The organism is Streptomyces sp. NPDC079020 (genome assembly GCF_044542225.1).
Classification (GTDB): Bacteria; Actinomycetota; Actinomycetes; order Streptomycetales; family Streptomycetaceae; genus Streptomyces.
Genome location: NZ_JBITUB010000004.1, coordinates 320,235 through 341,360, shown reverse-complemented (window position 1 = coordinate 341,360; position 21,126 = coordinate 320,235). Strand labels below are relative to the sequence as shown.

The following is a 21,126-nucleotide window of genomic DNA, read 5'->3' as shown; positions in this document are numbered from 1 at the left end:
GAGCCCGGGGCCTCTGATGTCATCCCAATTCCCTTGATCAACTCTTTGGGGCGAGGAATTCCCACCCGAATGAGTGTGTGGGGCGGGTTTGGGAGGGGATTCCATGAGCCTTCACCCAGCCCCCGGAACGTCCGCTTCCAGCATCCACAGAACTTCTTCACAGCCTGTGGATAACTAATTCTCCACAGACCCCCTGTGGACAACATCGGGTCGGGCGCCCCTCAACTCCCCTTACAGGGAAGGCCAGTACGTCAAGACAGGTCACCCCTTCTGCCCTGTTCAGGGGAATACGCTCCCCAAATTGACGTCTCTACCCGCCCCGTACCCGGCGATTCCTCCTCAGGATTATCAATTCCGGCAATACGGGCAAAGTGACACGCACGGCAATATCGGTTCGAGCGCCAGAAGCGCGCACCGGTAGCCTGGAGGGGTGATTGACCTTCGCCTGCTCCGTGAGGACCCCGACCGTGTTCGCGCCTCCCAGCGCGCCCGTGGAGAGGACGTCGCGCTCGTCGACGCCCTGCTCTCCGCCGACGAGCTGCGCAGGTCGTCCGGCGTCCGCTTCGACGAACTCCGCTCCGAGCAGAAGTCGCTCGGCAAGCTGATCCCCAAGGCCTCCCCCGAGGAGCGCGCCGAGCTGCTGAAGAAGGCCGATCAGCTCAAGGCCGACGTCAAGGCGGCCGACGCCGCCCAGGACGCGGCCGACGCCGAGGCCAAGCGGCTGCTGCTCCAGCTCGGCAACATCGTCCACGAGGACGTGCCGGTCGGCGGCGAGGAGGACTTCGTCGTCCTGGAGACGCACGGCACCATCCGCGACTTCGGTGCCGAGGGCTTCGAGCCGAAGGACCACCTGGAGCTCGGCGAGAAGCTCGGCGCCATCGACATGGAGCGCGGCGCCAAGGTCTCCGGTTCGCGCTTCTACTACCTGACGGGTGTCGGCGCGCTGCTGGAGCTCGCCCTCGTCAACGCGGCGATCGCCCAGGCCACCGAGGCCGGGTTCATCCCGATGCTGACCCCGGCGCTGGTCCGTCCGCGCGCCATGGAGGGCACCGGCTTCCTCGGCCAGGCCGCGGAGAACGTGTACCACCTGGAGAAGGACGACTACTACCTGGTCGGCACCTCCGAAGTACCCCTCGCCGCATACCACATGGACGAGATCATCGACGCCGACAAGCTGCCCCTGCGGTACGCGGGCTTCTCCCCGTGCTTCCGCCGCGAGGCGGGCACGTACGGCAAGGACACCCGGGGCATCTTCCGCGTCCACCAGTTCGACAAGGTCGAGATGTTCTCGTACGTCGACCCGGCGGACGCCGAGGCGGAGCACCGCCGGCTGCTGGACTGGGAGAAGCAGTGGCTCACCGGTCTCGGGCTGCCCTTCCAGGTGATCGACGTCGCCACCGGTGACCTCGGGTCCTCGGCCTCGCGCAAGTTCGACTGCGAGGCCTGGATCCCGACCCAGGGCAAGTACCGCGAGCTGACCTCCGCGTCGAACTGCGACGGCTTCCAGGCGCGCCGCCTCTCCGTCCGGATGCGGGACGGCAAGAAGGTCCAGCCCCTCTCCACGCTCAACGGCACGCTCTGCGCCGTACCGCGCACGATCGTGGCGATCCTGGAGAACCACCAGCTGGCCGACGGTTCGGTCCGGGTGCCCGAGGTGCTCCGTCCGTACCTGGGCGGGCGCGAGGTCCTGGAGCCGGTCTCCAAGTGACCTTTCCCTACAAGCTCGTCGCGACCGACCTGGACGGCACGCTGCTGCGTGACGACAGCACGGTCTCGGAGCGCACACGTGAAGCGCTGGCCGAGGTCACCGCGGCCGGCGCGGCGCACATCATCGTCACCGGACGCGGCGTGCCGTGGACCCGCCACATACTGGACGACCTCGGCTACGAGGGCATCGCGGTCTGCGGCCAGGGCGCACAGGTCTACCACGCGGGCGAGCACAAGCTGCTGACCTCGCTGACCCTGGACCGGCAGCTCGCGAGGCTCGCCCTGTCCAGGATCGAGGCGGAGATCGGCCCGCTGGCGCTCGCCGCGAGCCGGGACGGGCTCGACGGCGAGGTCCTGTTCGGCCCCGGCTACCGGATCCAGGAGGGTCCGCTGCCGGCCGTCTTCGTGGACGACGCGACCGAGATGTGGGCCGCCCCGCTGAACAAGATCTACATCCAGCACCCGGAGCTCGACGACGACGCCCTCGCACGGTCCGCCCGGGAAGCCGTCGGCAGCCTGGTGGACGTGGTCATGGCCGGTCCCGGTGTCGTGGAGATCCTGCCGCTGGGCCTGAGCAAGGCCACCGGCCTCTCGCTGGCCGCGCGACGGCTGGGCGTGAAGGCCGCGGACACGCTGGCCTTCGGCGACATGCCGAACGACATCCCGATGTTCGGCTGGGCGCGGCACGGCGTGGCGATGGCCAACGCGCACGACGACCTGAAGGCCGTGGCCCACGAGGTCACGGCATCGAACCAGCACGACGGCATCGCTGTGGTGCTGGAGGAGCTGCTGAGGACGTCCCGCCCGTAACGGTGCCCGTTTCGCGGTGCTGCCTCGATCGCGGTGCTGTCCGTTTCGTGGTACTGCCTGGTTCTCCGTGCTGTCCGTTTCGCGGTGCTGTCCGTTTCGCCGCCACGCCGCTCCGACTGCCCGCGACCGCGAAGGTCGCGGGCAGTCGTCGTTCTGGCCGGCCCTGCGGACCGGGGGTCAGCGGCGCCTGCTACGGCGGCGCAGCTCCTTCAGCTGGTGGACGAAATCGTCCATGCGCGCGTCGATGCGCGTGATGTCCTGCGAGACGTCCGACAGCCTGACGCCGATGGCGCCGACCACCTGATGCGTCGCTTCCAGCTTCCGGTCGAGACTGTCGAACCGCTCCGACATCCGGCACAGCACCGGCCCGAGCTCCTGGAGCGCACTGCCGACTCCGGCGAGGCAGCTCTCGATCCGCGTGACGCGCCGGTCGAGCGAGTCGTACCTCGTCCGCAGGTCCGCCTCCACGTCGAGGAGATACGTACGGACGCAGCGGGCAATGTCGCTGTCGCGAAGAAGCATGGCGATGTTGAGCACGGTGCGGCGGGTGTAGAGCCGCAGCCGGGTGGCAGCCTGTGGATAACTTTCCCCCCGCTCCGCTGTCCATAGCGACATCATGTCGCTATGGAAGGTGTGCAGCTCAGAGCCATGCAGCAGACGCATCCCGTTCTCGGTGAACTCCTGCTGATGCCGGTCTGTGAGCTTCCTGACCGAGGCTGTGGATACTTCGAAGTAACGAGCGACATCCTCTGTGCGAACGTGAATTCCGTCCGGGAGCATGACAAGGCTCTTCACCTTGTCGAGGACGTCGACGCGCCCCATCCGCTCGACGCGCAGGGCGCGCGATTCGAGCAGGGCGAGTTCCGTGGGCATGGGCATGCCTTTCATACGGGAACGACGATGACCGCCCGGTCCCCGGGCTTCAGGGGTGGAGAACGCTCACGGTTGCCACTCACTCGATGACCGGCCCGACGGGCGGGGTCCCCACCCGTGCCGGCACTCCCCGATTTCACGAAAGCTACGACGCCACAGAATCCAGTTGCCTCCACGCACCCTGCACAACGAAACGAGAACCGCACAGTTACGCGGTTGACGGTCCGCTCATAGGACAACCCCCGCCCAAAGGACGGGGGTTGTCCGCGTGACCGCGATGATCCGTGCGCGTACGCGCGTACCGCGCCGGGAGGGGAACCGGGCCGCCGGTCCGCTATCGCGAGCCGCTCACTCCTCGCCGGCCAGCTTCAGCGCACGCAGCTTCTGGCCCGCGTACCAGGTGGCCGCCACCGTCACGGCGACCAGCAGCACCGTCGCGAGCGGCAGACCCACGTCGGAGGTGATCGCGCCTTCCCGGCCGACCTTCTCGGCGACCGCGAGGGACCACTGCTGCACGCTCAGCGTCCGCGCTCCCGGCACCAGGCTGCCGAACAGGGCCTCCCACACCAGGGCGTACACCAGGCCGAGCACCACCGCGTGGCGGCTGATCGTGCCCAGCAGCAGGAACAGCGCGCTGTACGCGATCGAGGCGACCAGCGCCGCGATCGTGTAGGCCACGGCGATCTGCTGCCCGTTGCCGTTCAGGATCAGTCCGGCGACGAGGGTCGGCAGGGCGGAGAACACCATCGTGACGGCGATGGCCACGATCAGCTTCGTGAAGATGATCGTCGGCCGCTTCACCGGCTTGGCCAGCAGATAGACGATCGAACCGTCGTCGATCTCGGGGCCGATGGCGCCCGTGCCCGCGATCACACCGATCAGCGGCACCATCGTGGCGATGGCGAAGCCGCCGAGCACGTTCGCGGCGACCTGGTCATCGGCCCCCGCGAAGGCGCGGACGGCCACGGCGATGGCCACCAGCAGCGCGGGCAGGACGAACAGGATGGCGGCCCGGCGCCGGCCGAGCAGGGCCCGGTAGGTGAGCCGGGCGACTGTGGGGTCGTACATGACGCTTCACAGCTCCTTTCAGGCCACTACTCAGGCCGCTACGAGATAGGAAAAGACCGATTCGAGGGACTCGTCGGACGGCGAAACGGTCAGCAGCCGGATGCCCTGTTCACGTGCCACCCTGGGCAGCAGTTCGGTGAAGCGCCCGAAGTCGACGGCCTGGATCCGCAGGGCCTGTTCGCTCAGGTCGACCTCGATCCCCGCCGTGGAGGGGTCGGCGATGAGCGCGGCCGCGAGAGCCCGGTCGTCGCTGGACCGTACGAGATAGCGGTGCGGCCGGTCCGTCATCAGACGGCGGATCTTCCGGAAGTCACCGGACGCGGCATGCCGCCCCGCCACGATCACTTCGATGTGCGTGGCGAGCTGCTCGACCTCTTCGAGGATGTGGGAGGAGAACAGGACCGTACGGCCCTGTGCTCCCATCTGCCGCAGCAGCTCCATCAGCTGCATCCGCTGGCGCGGGTCCATCCCGTTGAACGGCTCGTCCAGCAGCAGCACGGACGGCTCGTGGACCAGGGCGGACGCCATCTTCACGCGCTGGCGCATGCCCTTGCTGTACGTCGAGATATTGCGGTCCTGCGCGTACTCCATCTGGACCGTCGCCAGCGCCCGCTGCGCCTCCGCCGCGCCCAGGCCCTGGAGTTCGGCGTTGGCGAGGACGAACTCCAGGCCGGTCAGGAAGTCGTACATGCCCTCCCGCTCCGGGACGATGCCGATCTCCTTGTAGACCGACTCGTTGCGCCAGATCGTCCGGCCGTCGAGCGTGACCGTGCCCGTGGACGGGGCGAGGAACCCGGCCATCATGTTGATCAGCGTGGACTTCCCGGCACCGTTGGGGCCGAGCAGCCCGGTGACACCGGGCCCCACGGTCATGCTCACGTCGTTGACGGCGACCACATTGCCGAACCAGCGGGAGGTGTGGTCGATCTCGATGGTGGTCACAGCCCGACCCTCCGGTAACGGCGCATCAGGACGGCGTACGAGCCGGCGACGAGCGCGAGAACAACGATCAGGTAGACCACCCCGGCGCCCGCACCCGGACCTTCCCCTCCGGGGAAGGCCGAGGTGGCGCCGAGGAACGCGGTCTGGACGCCGTCGATCAGGGTGATCGGCGAGAAGAGCCCCAGCCACTGCACGGCTCCCGCGGAGCCCGTCTCCCAGGCGATGGCCTGGACCGTGGAGACCGCACCGTAGGAGATGGTCAGTACGGCGATCACCGCGGCGACGCCGAAGCCGCGGCGCGGGGTGAGCGCGGCCATCACCAGTCCCAGACCGGCGAACAGCACGGACAGCAGCGCCACCGACACCAGCCCCTGGCCGAACCACGTGGTCTGATCGGCGAAATCGAACTTCGCGAGCAGGGAGCCCACATACAGGACGAGCAACGGCACTCCGGTGAGCACGAACAGCGCCGTTGCCATGGCCGCGAACTTGGCGACCACGTAGTCGACCCGTTCGATCGGCCGCGAGAAGTACAGGGGCACGCTCTTGAAACGGAGGTCCCTGGAGACGGCCTGCGGCGCCTGGGCGGCGATGAAGAGGCCGATGACGGCCTGAAGGTAGATCGCGTACGACGTGTACTTGACCACCAGCTTCGTCGTGTCCGGGGCGGCCATGGAGACCGCCACCAGGATCGCCGCGACCAGCGTCATCACACCGAACAGCAGCATCGGCAGCACCTTGGACTTGGCGGAACGGCCCAGTCCGAAGGAGCCCCGCAGGGTCTGCGAGTAGAGCGAGCGGCGGGCATAGGCGCGGCCCAGGCGCGGCCCGTCGTACGAGCGGTACCCGATGTTGTGGATCCGGGAGGTGTCGCTCCCGCTCACGGCCCCGGTCTCAGTACTGCTCATCGTGACCGTTCCCCTTCTGCTGTACGGCCCCGGCCGTCGCGGACGCGGCCCCTGCCACGTCCCGGTCGGCGGGAGCCTGTTCGGTACGGAAGACCTCGGCGATGTGGTGGCGCCGCTGTTCCATCCGTACGAGGCCGAGTCCCAGCCCGGCGACGCTGTCGCGGACGATGTCGTACGTCTCCTCGCCGGTCGCCTCGACCAGCAGGATGTGACCCGCGCCGGGCAGCCCTTCCGCGTCGAGTCCGTCGTGGCCGATGAGCGTGACCCCGGCCGCGCTGAGCGCCCCGCGCAGGGCGTCCGTGCCGTCGGGGTAGGTGTCGCTGTCGGTCACCTCGACCGCGAGGGTGGTGGTGGTCTGGGTGAAGTCGCTGGTGGAGCTGGACCTCAGCAGAGCGCCGCCGTCGATGACGACGACATGGTCGCAGGTGCGCTCCAGCTCGCCCAGGAGGTGCGAGGTGACCAGCACGGAGATGCCGAAGTCGGTGTGGATACGGCGGATGAGGCCGAGCATCTCGTCGCGGCCGACCGGGTCCAGGCCGTTGGTCGGCTCGTCGAGCAGGACCAGCTTCGGGTCATGGACCAGCGCCTGGGCCAGCTTCACGCGCTGCTTCATACCGGTCGAGTACCCGCCGATGGGGCGGTAGCGCTCCTCGTAGAGGCCGACGTGGCGCAGCGTGTCGGCGGTGCGCTCACGCGCCGCAGTCGGCGGCAGGCCGGACATCCGGGCCATGTGCACGACGAACTCGGTCGCCGAGACGTCCGGCGGCAGGCAGTCGTGCTCGGGCATGTAGCCCACCCGTTCCCGGATGGCGGCGCCGCTGGTCGCCACGTCCAGTCCGAGCACTGCGGCCCGGCCCTCGGTGGCGGGGGAGAGACCCAGCAGGATCTTGATCAGTGTGGACTTGCCGGCTCCGTTGGAACCCACCAGGCCGGTCACACCGGTTCCGATGTCCAAGGAGAGCCGGTCAAGAGCGGTCACCCGGGGGAACCGCTTGCTCAGGCTTTCGGTCGCGATCACAGTCACGTCTACGAAGGTAGTGGCGCGGGCCACAGCGGTCGTCAGCCCTGGCGGCTGGATCCGCCTCAGACTCCAGGTGTACGGACCCGTAGGGGACCCCACGGGGGAGGAGACCGGGGAGTTGTCCACAGGTCGTCGCACGCCCCTTGACGTAGCCGCCGGACATTGTCACATTCATCAGTGTCACGTTACGGGCACGTACCGCACACGGCAGGGAACGGACGGTGGCACGGCATGACCTCGGCGGTGAAGGACGGAACGGCCCCGGAACTGCGGGGGTTCACAGAGGTGCAGCGCCTCGCCTACGACTGCGCGGAGGCGGTCGCCGCCCAGCTCCGGCCGGGGGTGACGGAGCGCGAGGCGGCGCGGATGCAGCGGGAATGGCTGCGCCGGAGGGGGGTGCGGGACTGGTTCCACCTCCCCTTCGCCTGGTTCGGGGACCGCACGGCGTTCGCCGGCTTCAAGGTGCCGCTCCAGTTCTTCCCGACCGACCGGAGGCTGGAGCCGGGAATGCCGTTCATTCTCGACATGGCCCCGGTGTACAAGGGATTCACGGCGGACATCGGGTACTCCGGCTGTCTCGGTCCCAGCCCCCTCCACGACAAGCTGATGGCCGACCTGGAAGCCCATCGTGAGCTGATCCTGCGCGAGGTGCGCGAACGCCGCTCGCTGCGCGACATCTACGAGGACGTCGAACGCCTCATGGTCAGGCAGGGCTACGCGAACCGGCACCGCGCCTACCCCTTCGGCGTCATCGCCCACAAGGTGGACCGGGTCGCCGAGAAGCGCTGGTCCCCGCAGGTGTTCGGGTTCGGCACCCAGTCGCTCAAGGGTCTGGTGAGCGACGCGCTGCACGGGCACCGGGACGGCTGGTCGCCGCTGTGGAGTCCGTACCGCTTCTCCGACCATCCCCCGCGGCCCGGACTGTGGGCGGTCGAACCCCACCTCGGATTCCGGGGTACGGGCGCCAAGTTCGAGGAGATCCTGGTCGTCACCGACTCCCGGGACCCCGAAGAGAGCGCCTTCTGGCTGGACGACGATCTGCCGCACGTGCGGCGCTGGGCCGAGGAGAAGGTGGCGGCGTGAATCTTTCAGGAGCCCGCGAACGCCGGGTGCGTACGGGCGGAATCGAGCTGTGCGTCGCCGAGTTGGGCGATGAGCGGCGTCCGACGGTGGTTCTGGTGCACGGCTACCCGGACAGCAAGGAGGTCTGGTCGGACGTCGCGGTGCGACTGGCCGAGCACTGGCATGTGGTGCTGTACGACGTGCGGGGGCACGGCAGGTCCACGGCGCCGAAGCCGCTGCGCGGCGGCTTCACGCTGGAGAAGCTCACCGACGACTTCCTGGCGGTCGCCGACGCCGTCAGCCCGGACCGGCCGGTGCATGTGGTGGGACACGACTGGGGGTCCGTCCAGTCGTGGGAGTTCGCCACGGTCAAGCGCACCGAGGGCCGGATCGCCTCCTTCACCTCGATGTCCGGTCCCTCCCTGGACCACTTCGGACACTGGATCAAGCAGCGCATGACCCGCCCCACCCCCCGGCGCGTGGGCCAGCTCCTCGGCCAGGGCGCCAAGTCCTGGTACGTGTACATGCTGCATACGCCGGTGCTCCCGGAGCTCGCCTGGCGCGGGCCGCTCGGCAAGCAGTGGCCCCGGATCCTGGAGCGGATGGAGAAGGTGCCCGCGGGCGACTATCCGACGCCCTCCCTGCCCGACGACGCGGCGCACGGCGCCTGGCTCTACCGCGACAACATCCGCTACCGGCTGCGCAGTCCGCGTGCCGACGCCTACGCCCATGTGCCGGTCCAGCTCATCACACCCACCGGGGACGCCTTCCTTTCGGAGACGCTCTACGACGACCTGGAGCACTGGGTCCCGCAGTTGGTACGCCGCTCCCTGCCGGCCAAGCACTGGGTGCCGCGGACCAGGCCGGACCAGCTCGCGTCCTGGATCGGTGAGTTCGTCACGGCCAACGAGGACGCCCGGCACGAGGGCCGGCCGGTGCGGGACACCACGGCCAGGAGCGTCTACGCCGAGCGGTTCGCCGGTCAGCTGGTGCTGGTCACCGGCGCGGCGGGCGGCATCGGGCGGGCCACCGCCTTCGCGTTCGCCGAGGCGGGGGCCCGGGTGGTGGCCGTGGACCGGGACGGCGAGGGCGCGGCCAGGACGGCGGAGATGGCCCTGCTCATCGGCGCCCCGTCCGCCTGGGGCGAGACGGTCGACGTGAGCGACGAGCAGGCGATGGAGAAGCTCGCGGAGAAGGTCGCCGCGGAGTACGGAATCGTCGATGTCCTCGTCAACAACGCCGGAATCGGGCTGTCCGGCCCGTTCCTGGAGACCACCAGCGAGGACTGGAAGAACGTCCTCGACGTCAATCTGTGGGGAGTCATCCACGGCTGTCGGATCTTCGGCAAGCAGATGGCCGAGCGCGGCCAGGGCGGCCACATCGTCAACACCGCCTCGGCGGCGGCCTACCAGCCCTCCCGGGCGCTGCCCGCGTACAGCACGTCCAAGGCGGCCGTGCTGATGCTGAGCGAATGCCTGCGGGCGGAGCTGGCGGAGCGGTCCATCGGGGTCAGCGCGATCTGCCCCGGCATCGTCAACACCGGCATCACCTCGGCCACGCACTTCGCGGGTGCCGACGAGGCGGAGGAGAAGCGCCTCCAGCGGCGGACCAGCCGGCTGTACGGGCTCCGCAACTACCCGCCGGAGAAGGTGGCCGACGCCATCCTCAAGGCCGTGGTGCGCAACCAGGCCGTGGTGCCGGTGACACCGGAGGCCCGGGGTGCCCGGCTGCTGTCCAGAATCAGCCCCGGGGTGCTGCGCGGGATCGCACGGCTGAAGCCGCCGCTGTGAGCGGGCCGACCGCGCCCTCGCCGGCAGAGGCCCGGGCCGGGGCGGAGTACCGGATCGAGGATCTGGCGCATGCGAGCGGCGCCACGGTGCGCACGATCCGCGCCTACCAGGACCGGGGGCTGCTGCCCACGCCGGAGCGGCGCGGGCGGGCCAATGTGTACCGGGAGACCCACCTCGCCCGGCTGCGGCAGATCGCCGACCTGCTGGACCGCGGCTACACCCTGGCCAGCATCAAGGAGCTGCTGGAGGCGTGGGACGCGGGGCGCGGTCTCGGCGGGGTGCTCGGGCTGGTCGCCGAGGTGCACGGACCGTGGACCGACGAGGAGGCCGACCGGATCACCCGGGCCGAGCTGGACGCGAGGTTCGGCGGAGCACAGGACGACGAGGCGGTCGCGGAAGCGGTGGAGCTCGGCATCCTGGAACGTGTTCCGGGCCGGGAGGACGAATTCCTCGTACCGAGCCCCCAGGAGCTGGCTGTGGCCGTGGAGTTGCACGCCGCGGGAGTCCCGCTGCCCGCAATCTCCGGGCATCTGCGGGAGCTTCGCGGGCAGGTCGAGCACATAGCGTCCCGTTTCCTGGAGTTCACCACCGAGCATGTCTTCGCCCGCTATCTCGGGCATCGCCCCCCGAAGGACGCCGACGCGGCGGAAGCCGCCTCGATGGTGCGCAGGCTCCGCCCGCTGGCCCAGCAGACCGTCGATGCCGAACTGGCCCGCGCCATGCGGACCTTCGCCACCCGGCATCTGCACCACCACCTCGGCGCGGAGGACGCCTCCGCCGACCCGCAGGGGCCGCGCCCGGTGCTCCTGCCCGCTCGCACAACGCAGGCGGTCCAGGCACTCGTTGGTGCACAGAACGTAGCCGCCTTTGTCGCCGCCGCGACCGAACGAGAAGTACAAGCACGGACATTGGACGCACTTGCCTCATCTAGCACAAATTATAAGTAGATTCACCAAATGGATTAAATCCAAGGTCACTTGTCCACAGAATCGCCAAATTACCTGTGGATAACCCTAGTTGGCTGTGGATCAAACCTGGGGACAGAAATTACTGCCCGAACGCCGAAAGAAATCCCGATGCGCCGGAAAGTGTGTTGAGGGCACCCTGACACGATGGATGAACAACGCACCGTGAAGGTGTCGAAGTACCTCTCGAAGCATCTGCGGCACCGGCCCGAGCGGATCGGCATCACCCTCGACGCACACGGCTGGGTGACCGTCGATGAGCTGCTGCGCGCGACGGCCCGGCACGGCTTCGCCCTGACCCGCGCCGAGCTCGACCATGTCGTCGCCGTCAACGACAAGCAGCGCTTCACCCTGGACGGAGACCGCATCCGCGCCAATCAGGGGCACACCGTCGCCGTCGACCTGGACCTCCCGCCGGCCGAACCGCCCGCGTACCTCTACCACGGCACGGTCGCCCGGGTCCTGGACGTGATCCGCGCCGAGGGACTGCGCCCCATGGACCGCCACCACGTCCATCTCTCCGCCGACCGCGAGACGGCCACCCGCGTGGGCGCCCGCCGGGGCCGGCCCCTCGTCCTCTCCGTGGACGCGGGAGCCATGCACCGCGCGGGCCACACCTTCCGGGTCAGCGCCAACGGTGTCTGGCTCGCGGACGCCGTACCCCCGCGGTTCCTGCGCCTGCCCGGCTGACGCGTCACAGCCGCTCCCGGGCCCCGGGGCCAGGTCCACGGCATGCCGCTGTCCGTGCACACCATCGGTAAGAGGCCGTCGCGCCTACCGCGCCAGGTTCGACAGACCGATACGGAGATCGTCGAGATTCATGACCGGCTGCAGGCTCACCTTGGCACCGGCCTGGAAGAACCGCTCGCTGATCGGCGGCATCTGCGCGGACTCCTGCATGTCGAACACGAGCATGCACGTACGTACGCCGTCGACGGGGGCGAAATACGCCGCTTCGGGCTTGAGGTGCTCGACGACCTCATCGATGATCTTGGTCATCGACCCGTCGTTGACCGCCCGGTTCGCGGCCTCGGTCTCCATTTTTGCGGTGAGCAGCATCCTCATGACGTCTCATCCTTCCGGCGAACCACGCCCCGGCGCCGCGCACTCGCACGCGAATATCCCGGTCGGGCTCGCCTCCAGCGTCCCGCCGGGGATGCTCGGCGGCAACCACTGTTGCCGGACCCCGCCACGTATTACGGCCCGGCCCCACCACACGGGACGAAGGCCCCGCAATACGGCGGCCACGCCCCTTGCGACAACAGCCGCCGTATCGTCGAGCCATGCGTCTGAGCACTGTCATTCTCCCCATCCACCGCTGGACCGAAGGCCGAGAGGTCTGGCAGCGCGCCGAGGAGCTGGGTTTCCACGCCGCGTACACCTACGACCACCTGTCCTGGCGGACCTTCCGTGACGGCCCGTGGTTCGGTGCGCTTCCGACCCTGACCGCGGCGTCCCTCGCCACCGAGCGGCTGCGGCTCGGCACCCTCGTCACCTCGCCCAACTTCCGGCACCCGGTGACGCTCGCCAAGGACCTCATGACACTGGACGACGTCTCCGGGGGCCGGATCACCCTCGGGATCGGCGCGGGCGGCAACGGCTTCGATGCCACGGCCCTGCGCCGCGGCGACGAGGAGCCGTGGACGCCGCGCGAGCGGGCGGATCACTTCGGTGAGTTCGTGCCGCTCCTGGACAAGCTGCTGCGCGAGCCCTCGGTGACGTACGAGGGCGAGCTCTACTCCGCGAACGAGGCCCGCAACATCCCCGGCTGTGTCCAGCGCCCCCGGCTGCCCTTCGCGGTCGCCGCCACCGGTCCGCGCGGGCTGAAGCTCACCGCGCGGTACGGCCAGGCATGGGTGACCACCGGCGACCCGAAGGTGTTCGAGACCGGGACCCCCGAGCAGTCCGTGGCAGCCATCCGCGGACAGTTCGCGAAGCTCGGGGCGGCCTGCGAGGAGGTCGGACGGGACGTGGCGGAGCTGGACAAGATCCTGCTCACCGGGTTCACCCCCGACCGCCCGCTGGACTCCTTCGACGCGTTCGTCGACTTCGCCGGAACCCACTTCGCGCTGGGCTTCACGGAGATCGTCCTCCACTGGCCGGTACCGGGGTCCGACTTCGCCGCGGACGAGAAGGTCTTCGAGCGGATCGCCACCGAGGGGCTGGCCCAGCTCGCCTGACACGGAGCAGCGTCGCCGCCTTCCGGCATATGCCGGAGGAACGTTTCGCAGTACAGGGGCGTGCGTCCTCAGATGCGCGCCCCTGCGCACGCCCGTGCACCCTCGTACGCGAGAATGAACCGGTGACCCCAGCTACCGACTCGCCTCCGCCTGCCCCGACCCGGCTGATCGCCACCGATCTGGACGGCACCCTGCTGCGCGACGACAAGACCGTGTCCGAGCGCACGATCGCCGCCCTCGCAGCAGCCGAGGAGGCCGGGATCGAGGTCTTCTTCGTCACGGGCCGGCCGGCCCGCTGGATGGACGTCGTCAGCGACCACGTCCACAGCCACGGACTGGCGATCTGCGCGAACGGTGCGGCCGTCGCCGATCTGCGTGCCGACGGCAAGCTGCTCACGGTCCGCCCCCTGGAGCGCGACGCCGCCCTCCACACCATCCACACCCTCCGCGAGCGGGCCCCCGGCACCTCGTTCGCCATCGAGCTGACCACCGGTATCAACTACGAACCGGCCTACCCTCCGTTCCATCTGGACCCGGCCGCCGCGGTGGCCGTCGCCGAGAAGCTGCTCCACGAGGACGCGCCGGGCACCGGTGCCCCCGTGCTCAAGCTTCTCGCCCACCACACCGAACTCGCCCCGGACGACTTCCTCTCGCTGGCCCGCGCGGCCGCCGGTGACCGGGCCTCCTTCACCCGGTCCAGCCCCTCCGCGCTCCTGGAGGTCAGCGGCCTCGGGGTCTCCAAGGCCAGCACCCTGGCCGAATGCTGCGCGCAGCGCGGCATCTCCCCCGCCGAGGTCGTCGCATTCGGTGACATGCCCAATGACGTGGAGATGCTCAGCTGGGCCGGTGCCTCGTACGCGATGGACAACGCCCACCCCGCGGCCCTGGCCGCCGCGTCGGGCCGGACCCTCACCAACAACGAGGACGGCGTCGCGGTCGTCATCGAGCGGATCATCGCCGCGCTCTGACCTTCCCGTACGGGGCCGGGCCCGGCCCCGTACCGGGTCAGATCCGCACGCCGTGCCCGCGCAGCCAGCGTGCCGGATCGACGCCGGAACCCAGCTGGGGAGTGAGTCGCACCTCGAAGTGGAGGTGCGGGCCGGTCGAGTTCCCCGTGGTGCCCGACCTGCCGACCCACTGGCCCGCGTGCACCTGTTCGCCCTGGTCCACGGCGACGCCCGCCAGATGCGCGTACTGCGTGTAGTAGTCACCCAGGTGTCGCACCAGAACCTCGACGCCGAACGCGCCCCCACAGGAGACCGACACCACCCGGCCCGCGCCCACCGAGCGCACCGGCGTGCCGATGTCCACGGCGAAATCCTGCCCCGTGTGCCGGTTCGCCCAGTGCGCGCCCGCGCTGTCGAACCCCGCCGACAGCTCGTACGTCTCCACCGGCGCGACCCAGCTCCGCCCGTCGGGCGGGCCCTTCGGCTGCTCGACACGTACGGCACCGGCGCACTTCCCGGCCGCCACACTGCGTTCCGCCTCACGCTGGAGCTGCCATTGGGCCGCCTCCAGTCTGTCCGCGATGCCCCGCTTGACCTCGGCCAGCCCGATCATGCGTACGTCCAGGTCGTGCCAGGCCTTCCGCGCGCGCTGCTCGGCGGTGGCCAGCGCGCGTTCCGCCCGCCGGGCACGCTCCAGCAGCCGGGTCACCGCCCGCTCCGCCTGCCCGGCCAGCCGATGGGCGCGCAGCAGCTGTTCGGGGTCATCGGCGAGCAGGATCCGTGCGGCGTACGGGAGACCGGCCCTCTCGCCCCGGTACTGGGCACGCGCCAGCCGCCCCAGGTCCGCGTCGATGGCCGCGAGGGTGCGCCGATGCGCCGTCAGCGCCTTCTCGTACCGTCCCGCCTCCGCCCGCCGCACGTCGGCGGAACGTCTGCCCCGCTCGTACGCCTCGGCCGCCCTCGCGGCTTCCGCGTACAGCCGGGTGACCACGGCACCGGCGGTGGGCGTGCCGGACGGGCCGGGCGGCCGGGGAGGCCCGTCGGCGGCCGCGGCGGGCAGGGTGAGGAGGGCGAGCAGAGCACAGACCAGCAGCACGGCCGGCCGGCCACGGCCACGGCCACGGCCACGGTCACGGTCACGCCGAGGACGAGAGCGAGGACGAGGAGCGGTACCCGTACTGGTACGACAGCGACTCAGTGCGGCGGAAGCCATCTCCGGATGGTCACCCCCGGCCGCCGCGATTCCCGGGACCGCGAGGTGTCGTACGGCCAACCGGCCCACAACCGCCGGAACGACGGAGCACCCGAGCCGCCGCCCTCCGCCGGCCCGCCCGTCAGAGCGGGGCCTGCCACACCACCGTCGTACCGCCCCCGTCCTCGCCGATCCCCGGTCCGAACCAGCTCGCCCCGCCCAGCGACTCGGCGCGGCGGGCCAGATTGCGCAGTCCGCTGCGGCGGCCGTCCTGCGGGATGCCCACCCCGTCGTCGGCGACCGAGAGGCGTACCGCGTCACGCCCGTCCGGCAAGGTGGCGGTCGCGTCGACGACCACGTCGATGAGGGAGGCGTTCGCGTGCCGGAAGGCGTTGGACAGGGCCTCGCGCAGGGCGGCGATGAGATTCTTGCCGGTCAGCTCACCGACGAGTGAATCGACGGGGCCGAGGAAACGGTGCGACGGCTTGAAGCCCAGCGGCACCGCCGCCATGTTGATCTCGCGCATGACGCGGGTGCGCAGCCCCGAAGGCGCTTCGGCGGGTTCCTGCTGGAGCGCGAAGATGGCGGTGCGGATCTCCTGGATGGTCACGTCCAGTTCGTCGACCGCCCGCCCGACGCCGGTCTGCACCTCGGGAACCTCCGAGCGGCGCTGCGCGCTCTCCAGCATCATCCCGGTGGCGAACAGCCGCTGGATGACCAGGTCGTGGAGGTCGCGGGCGATCCGGTCGCGGTCCTCGTACACGGCGAGCCGTTCCCGGTCCCGCTGTGCCTCGGCCATCATCAGCGCGAGCGCGGCCTGGGAGGCGAACTGGGTGGCCAGCGTCCGTTCGGTCTCCGTGAACGGGCGGCCGCCCCGGGCCCGGGGGGTGGCCAGCGCGCCGAGCACCCGGCCCCCGCTGTGCAACGGCAGCAGCATGCTCGGGCCGAACCGGTCGGCCAGCCTGGTGATCATGCGGGAGTCGGTGGCCGAGTCGTCTATGAACACCGGGTCGCCGTCGAGCAGCGTGGCCACCACCGGGCTCTCCGCCGGAATGATCACTCCGAGCGACGCGGTGGGGTCGTCGGCGGAGACGGCGACGATCTCCAGACCGCCCTCGGCGGCCGGCAGCAGCACGATCCCGGCGGCGGAGTCGGCGAGATGGCGGGCCTGTTCGGCGACGACGGCCAGGGCGTCGTCGGCGTCCCCGCCGGAGAGCAGCGCGGTGGTCACGGCCACCGAACCGTCGATCCACCGCTCCCGCTGCCGCGCCTCCTCGTAGAGGCGGGCGTTGCCGATCGCGATGCCCGCCTCGGTCGCGAGCACCCGCACCATGTGCAGGTCGTAGTCGTTGAACTCGGCCCCGTCGTGCTTCTCGGTCAGATACAGGTTGCCGAAGATCTCTCCCTGCACCCGGATCGGTACGCCGAGGAAGGTACGCATCCGGGGATGTCCGGGCGGGAAGCCGGCGGACCTCGGATCGGCCGTCAGATCGGCCAGCCGGACGGGGACGGGGTCGTGGATCAGGGCGCCGAGGAGACCCCGGTGCCCGTCGGGCCTGCGCCCGATCGCACGCGCCACCTCGTCCGGGACCCCGAAGGTGACGAAGTCGGAGAGCCCTTCGCCCGCTTCGTCGACGACGCCGATCGCGGCGTAGCGGGCGTGCGCGAGTTCGGCCGCGGTCTCGCAGATGCGGTCGAGGGTGGAGTGCAGTTCCAGGCCCGTGCCGACGGACCGCATCGCCTCCAGCAGCTGCGGGACGCGGGCGGTGAGCTCGGTGGAGAGCCCTCGCAGGCTGCGTGTCGCCTGTGTCGCGGCTTCGAGTGAGTCCTTCGGGTCCTGCTCCGGCATGCACCGAGCCTAATTAGTCCTGATTGGCAACGAAAGTCGGGCCTCCCGTCCGGCCTCCGACGGCAGGGGCGCCACACCCCCCGGGATGCCAACAGCATCCCCCGGTGTGACGCCCCTGCGCGGGTCCGTACCGAGCCCCTGCGACCGAAAAGTCCCCGGCTACCGGCTGCTTCCCACGCTCTCCCGCGCGGCCTCGCGCGCCGCCGCTCCCCCCACCGTCGTCTCCCGTTCGCGCTCCAGCATGCGGCGCAGCGGCCCGTCCTGGGCCACGAGATCGGCGTACGGGCCACGCTGCACCACCCGGCCCGTGTCCATGACCAGCACCTCGTCGACGGCCTCCAGGCCCTCGATGCGGTGGGTGATCAGCACGGTGGTCCGTCCCCGGGTCGCGGCCAGCAGATCGGCGGTCAGTGCGTCCGCGGTGGCCAGATCGAGATGTTCGGCGGGCTCGTCGAGGACGAGCACGGGGAAGTCGGCGAGCAGCGCGCGGGCCAGCGCGAGCCGCTGGCGCTGCCCGCCCGAGAGCCGGGCGCCGTGTTCGCCCACCAGCGTGTCCAGCCCCTCCGGCAGCGCCTCGGCCCAGTCCAGCAGCCGGGCCCCGGCCAGGGCGTCGCGCAGTTCCGCGTCGGTCGCACCGGTCCGGGCCAGGCGCAGGTTCTCGCGGATGGAACTGTCGAAGACATGGGCGTCCTGGGCGCACAGCCCGACGAACGCGCGGACCGTGTCCCCGTCCAGCTCGAAGGCGTCGGTCCCGCCGATCCGGTACGTCCCCTCCCCCGCGTCCAGGAAGCGGAGCAGTACCTGGGCCAGCGTGGTCTTGCCCGCACCGGAGGGCCCGACGACGGCCACCCGCCTGCCGGGCACCAGGGTCAGGTCGACGGACTCCAGAGCGTTCCGCCCGGCCCCCGCGTATCCGGCCGTCAGCCCGCGTACCTCCAGCGGGAAGGGCGAGGAGGGCGGCTGTGCCGGGCTCGCGGGCTCCCGCACCGGTACGGGGGCGTCGAGCACCTCGTAGACCCGCTCCGCGCTGCGGCGGACCCGCTGGCGGTACTGCACGGCGAGCGGCAGCCCGGCCACGGCCTCGAAGGCGGCGAGCGGGGTGAGCACCACCACCGCGAGCGCGACGCCCTCCAGCCGTCCGTCGTACACCGCGGGTACGGCGACGAGAGCGGCGGCCACCACGGTAAGCCCGCAGATCAGGGCGGAGAACCCGCTGCCGAGCGCGGTCGCGGCGGCGGCCCGGGAGGCGATCCGGGTGAGCAGACCGTCCGCCTCGCGCACCCGGGTGTGGCGGCGGGGCAGCGCCCCGGCAACGGTCAGTTCGGCCGTGCCGCCGAGCAGATCGGTGACGCGGGTGGCCAGTGCGGCACGGGCGGGGGCGAGCTGTCGTTCCGCGTGCCGGGCACAGGCGCCACTGACCAGCGGTACGCCGACCCCGGCGAGCAGCAGTCCGACGGCGAGCACCACACCTGCCTCCGGGAGCAGCCAGCCGGTGAAGCCGGCCGCCGCCGCGCCGACGACGACCGCGGTGCCCACGGGCAGCAGCCAGCGCAGCCAGTAGTCCTGGAGCTCGTCGACGTCGGCGACGAGCCGGGACAGCAGGTCGCCGCGGCGCGCCGTGCGCAGACCGGCGGGCGCGATGCGCTCCAGTCCGCGGTAGACGGCCACCCGCAGTTCGGCGAGCATCCTGAGCACCGCGTCGTGGGAGACGAGCCGCTCCGCGTAGCGGAAGACGGCCCGGCCGATGCCGAAGGCGCGGGTCGCGGTGACGGCGACCATCAGATAGAGCACGGGGGGCTGCTCGGAGGCGCGGGAGATCAGCCAGCCGGATACGGCCATGAGGCCGACGGCCGAACCCACGGCGAGACTGCCCAGCAGCAGGGCGAGCGCCAGCTGTCCGCGGCGCGCGCCGGCGGCCTCACGGACCCGGGCCAGCACCCGGCCGCCGAGCCGGGGCGCGGTGTCGCGCAGCACGGGTTCGAGGACGTCCCGCGAGGCGACGGCGGTGAGCGGCTCGGTACCGGCGGGGCTCCGCCGCGGGAGCGCCTGGGGGGCTTCCGCCGGCCTCCCGGCGGCCGTGGCGGACCGCTCCCCGGGCTCCCCGTCGACGGCCGCGACAGGCCGGTCCCCGGGCTCCCTGGGCTCCCTGGGCTCCCTGGGCTCCCTGGGCTCCAGCGTCACCACGCGGTCGGCGACCGCCAGCAGCGCCGGGCGGTGCACCACCAGCAGCACGGTCCGTCCGGCCGCCAGCCGCCGTACGGCCTCGACGATGCCCGCCTCCGTCTCGCCGTCCAGGCTCGCGGTCGGCTCGTCGAGCAGCAGCAGCGGCCGGTCGGCCAGGAACGCCCGCGCGAGGGCGAGGCGCTGACGCTGGCCGGCCGAGAGCCCGGCACCGTCCTCGCCCAGCGGCGTTTCCGCCCCTTCGGGCAGTTCCGCGACGAAGTCGTACGCCCCGGCGTCCCGCAGCGCCGCCGCCACCGCCTCGTCGTCCGCGTCCGGCCGGGCGAGACGCACGTTTGCGGCGATCGTGCCCGCGAAGAGGTGCGGGCGCTGCGGCACCCAGGCGATCCGTTCGCGCCAGAGCTCGGGGGAGAGCTCCGCGAGATCGGTGCCCCCGACCCGTACCCGCCCCTCGTCGGGCACCGCGAAGCCCAGCACCACATTGAGGAGGGTGGACTTGCCGATACCGCTCGGGCCGACCAGGGCGACGGTCTCCCCCGGCTCGACGACCAGGGACGCGGCGTCGAGCGACGGTTCGCCGCGGCCGCCGTGCCGGACCGTCACGTCCTCCAGCTCCAGCCGCAGCGACGCGGGGACGGCCTGGGTGCCGTCGGCCCGCGGTTCGGTCTCCAGGACCGCGAAGATCTCCTCGGCGGCCGAGAGGCCCTCCGCCGCCGCGTGGTACTGCGCCCCCACCTGCCGGATCGGCAGATAGGCCTCGGGCGCGAGGATCAGGACCACCAGTCCGGTGTAGAGGTCGAGATCACCATGGACGAGCCGCATCCCGATGGTGACGGCGACCAGCGCCACCGACAGCGTCGCCAGCAGCTCCAGGGCGAAGGAGGACAGGAACGCGATCCGCAGCGTCCGCATGGTGGAGCGGCGGTACTGCGAAGTGATCGTGCGGATCGCCTCCGCCTGCGCCTTGGCCCGCCCGAAGACCTTCAGGGTCGGCAGCCCGGCGACCACGTCCAGGAAGTGCCCGGACAGCCGGGAGAGCAGCTGCCACTGACGGTCCATGTGGGACTGGGTGGCCCAGCCGATCAGGATCATGAAGAGCGGAATGAGCGGCAGCGTGACCACGATGATCACGGCCGACACCCAGTCCTCGGTGACGATCCTCGCCAGAACCGCCACCGGCACGACCACCGCGAGTCCGAGCTGCGGCAGATAGCGGGCGAAGTAGTCGTCGAGGGCGTCGACCCCGCGGGTGGCCAGCGCCACCAGGGAGCCGGTGCGCTCGCCGCTCAGCCAGCCGGGACCGAGCCGCGTGGCCCGCTCCAGGAGCCGGCCGCGCAGTTCGGACTTGACCGCCGCGCTCGCCCGGTACGCGGCCAGCTCCGTGAGCCAGGCGACGAGCGCCCGCCCCAGCGCGACCGCGGCGAGCAGAAGCAGTGGTGTGCGGAGTTCGGAGACCGTCATCCGGCCTTCGAACCCGCCCACCACCACCTCGGCGATGAGCATGGCCTGGGCGATCACCAGCGTCGCACCGACGAGTCCGAGTCCCACCACGGCCGCCAGGAAGAAGCGGGTGGCCCTGGCGTACCGGAGCAGGCGCGGGTCGATCGGTTTCACGTGAAACATCCCCCAGA

The 21,126-nt window shown here is 70.9% G+C and carries 17 protein-coding genes; 8 read left to right on the top strand and 9 right to left on the bottom strand.

Annotated elements, in window-relative coordinates; genetic code table 11:
* Positions 1-430 precede the first annotated feature (430 nt).
* Positions 431-1,708: a serine--tRNA ligase gene (gene serS / locus ACIGJO_RS11080; RefSeq protein WP_399955339.1), complete on the top strand. Its 1,278-nt coding sequence runs from the start codon at positions 431-433 to the stop codon at positions 1,706-1,708.
* A complete protein-coding gene (locus ACIGJO_RS11075) occupies positions 1,705-2,517 on the top strand; it encodes an HAD family hydrolase (RefSeq protein WP_399955337.1) in 813 nt (270 codons plus the stop codon). The genes serS and ACIGJO_RS11075 overlap by 4 nt, the downstream gene beginning before the upstream one ends.
* Before the next feature lie 177 nt (positions 2,518-2,694).
* Here the strand turns inward: ACIGJO_RS11075 and ACIGJO_RS11070 are convergent, their stop codons facing one another.
* The 5 genes from ACIGJO_RS11070 to ACIGJO_RS11050 all read right to left on the bottom strand — a co-directional run bounded on the left by ACIGJO_RS11070 (position 2,695) and on the right by ACIGJO_RS11050 (position 7,326).
* Entirely contained in the window at positions 2,695-3,390 is a 696-nt protein-coding gene (locus ACIGJO_RS11070) for a hypothetical protein (RefSeq protein ID WP_399955334.1), read from the bottom strand.
* A gap of 348 nt (positions 3,391-3,738) precedes the next feature.
* Positions 3,739-4,458 (bottom strand): ABC transporter permease, encoded by a 720-nt coding sequence (locus ACIGJO_RS11065; protein ID WP_399955331.1) that lies wholly within the window; start codon positions 4,456-4,458, stop codon positions 3,739-3,741.
* A 30-nt stretch (positions 4,459-4,488) separates the two neighbouring features.
* Positions 4,489-5,400, bottom strand: coding sequence for an ABC transporter ATP-binding protein (locus ACIGJO_RS11060; protein ID WP_399955328.1), 912 nt, complete (start codon positions 5,398-5,400; stop codon positions 4,489-4,491).
* A complete protein-coding gene (locus ACIGJO_RS11055) occupies positions 5,397-6,308 on the bottom strand; it encodes an ABC transporter permease (protein ID WP_399955325.1) in 912 nt (303 codons plus the stop codon). The genes ACIGJO_RS11060 and ACIGJO_RS11055 overlap by 4 nt, the downstream gene beginning before the upstream one ends.
* Positions 6,295-7,326 (bottom strand): ABC transporter ATP-binding protein, encoded by a 1,032-nt coding sequence (locus tag ACIGJO_RS11050; RefSeq protein ID WP_399955692.1) that lies wholly within the window; start codon positions 7,324-7,326, stop codon positions 6,295-6,297. The genes ACIGJO_RS11055 and ACIGJO_RS11050 overlap by 14 nt, the downstream gene beginning before the upstream one ends.
* Positions 7,327-7,560: 234 nt before the next feature.
* Between ACIGJO_RS11050 and ACIGJO_RS11045 the strand changes: the two genes are divergently transcribed.
* The 4 genes from ACIGJO_RS11045 (at position 7,561) to ACIGJO_RS11030 (ending at position 11,836) form a co-directional block, all read left to right on the top strand.
* Positions 7,561-8,412 (top strand): M24 family metallopeptidase, encoded by an 852-nt coding sequence (locus tag ACIGJO_RS11045; protein WP_399955322.1) that lies wholly within the window; start codon positions 7,561-7,563, stop codon positions 8,410-8,412.
* Entirely contained in the window at positions 8,409-10,181 is a 1,773-nt protein-coding gene (locus tag ACIGJO_RS11040) for an SDR family oxidoreductase (protein WP_399955319.1), read from the top strand. The genes ACIGJO_RS11045 and ACIGJO_RS11040 overlap by 4 nt, the downstream gene beginning before the upstream one ends.
* Positions 10,178-11,128 (top strand): MerR family transcriptional regulator, encoded by a 951-nt coding sequence (locus ACIGJO_RS11035; protein ID WP_399955316.1) that lies wholly within the window; start codon positions 10,178-10,180, stop codon positions 11,126-11,128. The genes ACIGJO_RS11040 and ACIGJO_RS11035 overlap by 4 nt, the downstream gene beginning before the upstream one ends.
* A gap of 165 nt (positions 11,129-11,293) precedes the next feature.
* Positions 11,294-11,836: an RNA 2'-phosphotransferase gene (locus ACIGJO_RS11030; RefSeq protein ID WP_399955313.1), complete on the top strand. Its 543-nt coding sequence runs from the start codon at positions 11,294-11,296 to the stop codon at positions 11,834-11,836.
* Positions 11,837-11,920: 84 nt separating this feature from the next.
* Here the strand turns inward: ACIGJO_RS11030 and ACIGJO_RS11025 are convergent, their stop codons facing one another.
* Positions 11,921-12,211: a hypothetical protein gene (locus ACIGJO_RS11025; protein WP_399955310.1), complete on the bottom strand. Its 291-nt coding sequence runs from the start codon at positions 12,209-12,211 to the stop codon at positions 11,921-11,923.
* 218 nt (positions 12,212-12,429) lie between these two features.
* On the opposite strand from ACIGJO_RS11025, the gene ACIGJO_RS11020 reads away from it, so the two are divergent.
* A complete protein-coding gene (locus ACIGJO_RS11020; protein WP_399955307.1) occupies positions 12,430-13,326 on the top strand; it encodes an LLM class flavin-dependent oxidoreductase in 897 nt (298 codons plus the stop codon).
* Between the two features lie 122 nt (positions 13,327-13,448).
* On the top strand, positions 13,449-14,294 hold the full coding sequence (locus ACIGJO_RS11015; protein ID WP_399955304.1) for a Cof-type HAD-IIB family hydrolase: 846 nt from the start codon (positions 13,449-13,451) through the stop codon (positions 14,292-14,294).
* A gap of 37 nt (positions 14,295-14,331) precedes the next feature.
* On the opposite strand, the gene ACIGJO_RS11010 is transcribed toward ACIGJO_RS11015, so the two are convergent.
* From ACIGJO_RS11010 to cydD, 3 genes are all read right to left on the bottom strand, one after another.
* Complete coding sequence (locus ACIGJO_RS11010) at positions 14,332-15,369, bottom strand: M23 family metallopeptidase (RefSeq protein ID WP_399955301.1); 1,038 nt, start codon at positions 15,367-15,369, stop codon at positions 14,332-14,334.
* 238 nt (positions 15,370-15,607) lie between these two features.
* A complete protein-coding gene (locus tag ACIGJO_RS11005; RefSeq protein ID WP_399955298.1) occupies positions 15,608-17,314 on the bottom strand; it encodes a GAF domain-containing sensor histidine kinase in 1,707 nt (568 codons plus the stop codon).
* Between the two features lie 159 nt (positions 17,315-17,473).
* Positions 17,474-21,109, bottom strand: coding sequence for a thiol reductant ABC exporter subunit CydD (gene cydD, locus ACIGJO_RS11000; RefSeq protein ID WP_399955295.1), 3,636 nt, complete (start codon positions 21,107-21,109; stop codon positions 17,474-17,476).
* Positions 21,110-21,126: the final 17 nt, after the last annotated feature.

Bases quoted from the DNA above. Each gene is read 5' to 3' on its own strand.
- ACIGJO_RS11070 (WP_399955334.1), bottom strand. From the start codon at position 3,390: ATGCCCACGGAACTCGCCCTGCTCGAATCGCGCGCCCTGCGCGTCGAG.
- ACIGJO_RS11065 (WP_399955331.1), bottom strand. From the start codon at position 4,458: ATGTACGACCCCACAGTCGCCCGGCTCACCTACCGGGCCCTGCTCGGC.
- ACIGJO_RS11055 (WP_399955325.1), bottom strand. From the start codon at position 6,308: ATGAGCAGTACTGAGACCGGGGCCGTGAGCGGGAGCGACACCTCCCGG.
- ACIGJO_RS11045 (WP_399955322.1), top strand. From the start codon at position 7,561: ATGACCTCGGCGGTGAAGGACGGAACGGCCCCGGAACTGCGGGGGTTC.
- ACIGJO_RS11030 (WP_399955313.1), top strand. From the start codon at position 11,294: ATGGATGAACAACGCACCGTGAAGGTGTCGAAGTACCTCTCGAAGCAT.
- ACIGJO_RS11025 (WP_399955310.1), bottom strand. From the start codon at position 12,211: ATGAGGATGCTGCTCACCGCAAAAATGGAGACCGAGGCCGCGAACCGG.
- ACIGJO_RS11020 (WP_399955307.1), top strand. From the start codon at position 12,430: ATGCGTCTGAGCACTGTCATTCTCCCCATCCACCGCTGGACCGAAGGC.
- ACIGJO_RS11005 (WP_399955298.1), bottom strand. From the start codon at position 17,314: ATGCCGGAGCAGGACCCGAAGGACTCACTCGAAGCCGCGACACAGGCG.